Origin of the sequence: Streptomyces milbemycinicus (assembly GCF_002154605.1) — a bacterium.
Taxonomy (GTDB): domain Bacteria; phylum Actinomycetota; class Actinomycetes; order Streptomycetales; family Streptomycetaceae; genus Streptomyces; species Streptomyces milbemycinicus.
On the sequence record NZ_MUNE01000918.1, the window covers coordinates 1 to 2,643 of the forward strand.

The window sequence follows — 2,643 nt, forward strand, 5'->3', positions numbered from 1 at the left end:
ACCTCGGCGCCGTACCCGCGCGCGGCCGCCGCCACCTCCAGACCGATCCAGCCCGCCCCCGCGATGACCAGCTGCCCGTTGTCCCGGCCGCGCGCGGGTACGGCGCCGAGGTGACGATCGTCGAGCCCGAGCCCACCCCGCTCCATCGCGTCGTCGGCCCCGAGCTCGGCACCCTCTTCGCCGATCTGCACCAGGAGCACGGCGTCCGCTTCCACTTCGGCGCCCGGCTCACCGAGATCACCGGGCAGGACGGTGTGGTGCTGGCGGCCTGCACCGACGACGGGGAGGAGCACCCCGCCCACGACGTGCTGGCCGCGATCGGCGCCGCCCCGCGCACCGCACTCGCCGAGGCGTCCGGTCTGGAGGTGGCGGATCGCGCGGCGGGCGGCGGCATCGTGGTGGACGCCTCGCTGCGCACCAGCGACCCGGACATCTTCGCGGCGGGCGATGTGGCCGCGGCCCCGCTCGCCTTCCCGGGCGGCGTCGAGCCGCCGGGCGGACGGGTGCGCGTCGAGCACTGGGCCAACGCGCTGAACGGCGGCCCGGCCGCGGCCCGCGCGATGCTCGGGCAGGACGTGGCGTACGACCGCGTGCCCTACTTCTTCTCCGACCAGTACGACGTCGGCCTGGAGTACTCCGGCTACGCGCCGCCCGGCTCGTACGACCAGGTGGTGTGCCGCGGCGACGTCGGCAAGCGGCAGTTCATCGCCTTCTGGCTGAGCGAGGGCCGCCTGCTGGCGGGGATGAATGTGAACGTATGGGATGTCGTAGAGCCCATCCAGCGCCTCATCCGCAGCGGCGTCCGCCTCGATGCCAACGACCTGGCGAACCCGTCCGTCCCGCTGGAGTCCCTGCTTCCGTAGGCGGAACCCCGCAGACCGCTCGCGCGCTGCTGGGCGCGGGCCCGGCTGGGCTCCGGCGATGTCGGAGCCCGGCCGTAGAATTCACGCGTGGCAGGCAGGATCAACGATGACGACGTGAAGGCGGTGCGGGACGCGGTCCCGATCGACGCCGTTGTGTCCGAGTACCTCCAGCTGCGCAACGCCGGCGGTGGCAATCTCAAGGGCCTGTGCCCCTTCCATGACGAGAAGTCCCCGTCCTTCCAGGTCAGCCCCAGCAAGGGGCTTTTCTACTGTTTTGGCTGCCAGGAGGGCGGCGACACGGTCGACTTCATCATGAAGATCGACCACCTCTCCTTCGCCGAGACCATCGAGCGCCTCGCCTCCCAGGCCGGTATCACCCTGCGCTACGAGCAGGGCAGCGCGACCCCCGGCCGGCAGCAGGGCGAGCGCACCCGCCTGGTGGAGGCCCATAAGGCGGCCGCCCAGTTCTATGTGGAGCAGCTGGACAGCCCCGAGGCGGAGATCGGCCGCAGATTCCTCGCCGAGCGCGGCTTCGACCAGGCCGCCGCCCAGCACTTCGGCGTCGGCTACAGCCCGGCCGGCTGGGACCACCTCGTCCGCTTTCTGCGCGGCCGCGGCTTCACCGACAAGGAGCTGATCCTCTCCGGCCTCGCCCAGGAGAGCCGCCGTAACCCCATCGACCGCTTCCGCGGCCGTCTGATGTGGCCCATCCGCGATATCACCGGCGAGGTCGTCGGCTTCGGCGCGCGCAAGCTGCGCGACGACGACAACGGCCCGAAGTATCTGAACACCCCCGAGACGCCGCTCTACAAGAAGTCGCATGTGCTGTACGGGATCGACCTCGCCAAGAAGGAGATCGCCAAGACCAGCCGGGCCGTCGTCGTCGAGGGCTATACGGACGTCATGGCCTGCCATCTCGCCGGGGTGACCACCGCCATCGCCACCTGCGGTACGGCCTTCGGCGGCGACCACATCAAGATCCTCCGGCGGCTGCTGATGGACAACTCGAGCGCCGAGGTGGTCTTCACCTTCGACGGCGACGCGGCGGGCCAGAAGGCGGCGCTGCGGGCCTTTGAGGACGACCAGAAGTTCGCCGCCGAGACGTATATCGCGGTCACGCCCGGCGGGATGGACCCGTGCGAGCTGCGCCTCGCCGAGGGCGATGGCGCCGTCAAGGAGCTGGTGGACAGCCGTACGCAGCTTTTCGAGTTCGCGATCCGGCACATACTCGCCCGGCACAACCTGGATACGGCGGTGGGGCGGGCCGCGGCGCTCGAGGAGGCCGCGCCGGTCGTCGCCGGGATCAAGAACAGATCGATCCAGCATGAGTCCGCGGTCCATCTCGCGGGGCTGCTCGGCATCCTCGACACCCAGTTCGTCGTCCGCCGGGTCGCGCAGCTCGCCCAGTGGGCCCGCGAGCGCGGCCAGCGCGGCGGCGGCCCACAGCAGGGCGGCGCCCGCCGCGGCGGCGGCCCGGGCGGGGGCTACGGCGGCCCCGGCCAAGGCTCCGGCCCCGGCCAAGGCTCCGGCCCCGGTGCAGGGCGCGCCGCGGGGCCGGGGGGCGGCCCCGACGGCGCGCCGCAGCCCCCGCGCGGCCCCGCGCTGAACCTCCGCAGCCCCGCCCACCGCGTCGAGCGCGAGCTGCTGAAGCTCGCCCTGCAGCGCCCGGAGCTGGTCTCCCCGGCCTTCGACGCCTACGGGATCGACGAGTTCACCGCCCCGCCGTACGCCGCCGTGCGCCGCGCCATCGAGGACGCGGGCGGGGCGAGCGCCGCCCGCG

2 protein-coding genes are annotated in these 2,643 nt (G+C 72.8%); both read left to right on the forward strand.

Features of this window, described 5'->3' with window-relative positions; genetic code table 11:
* Positions 1 to 863 (forward strand): NAD(P)/FAD-dependent oxidoreductase (locus tag CCN51_RS48835; RefSeq protein WP_158104778.1); only part of this gene is annotated, 863 nt, incomplete at its 5' end.
* 87 nt (positions 864 to 950) lie between these two features.
* Positions 951 to 2,643 (forward strand): DNA primase (gene dnaG, locus CCN51_RS48840; protein ID WP_086861081.1); only part of this gene is annotated, 1,693 nt, incomplete at its 3' end.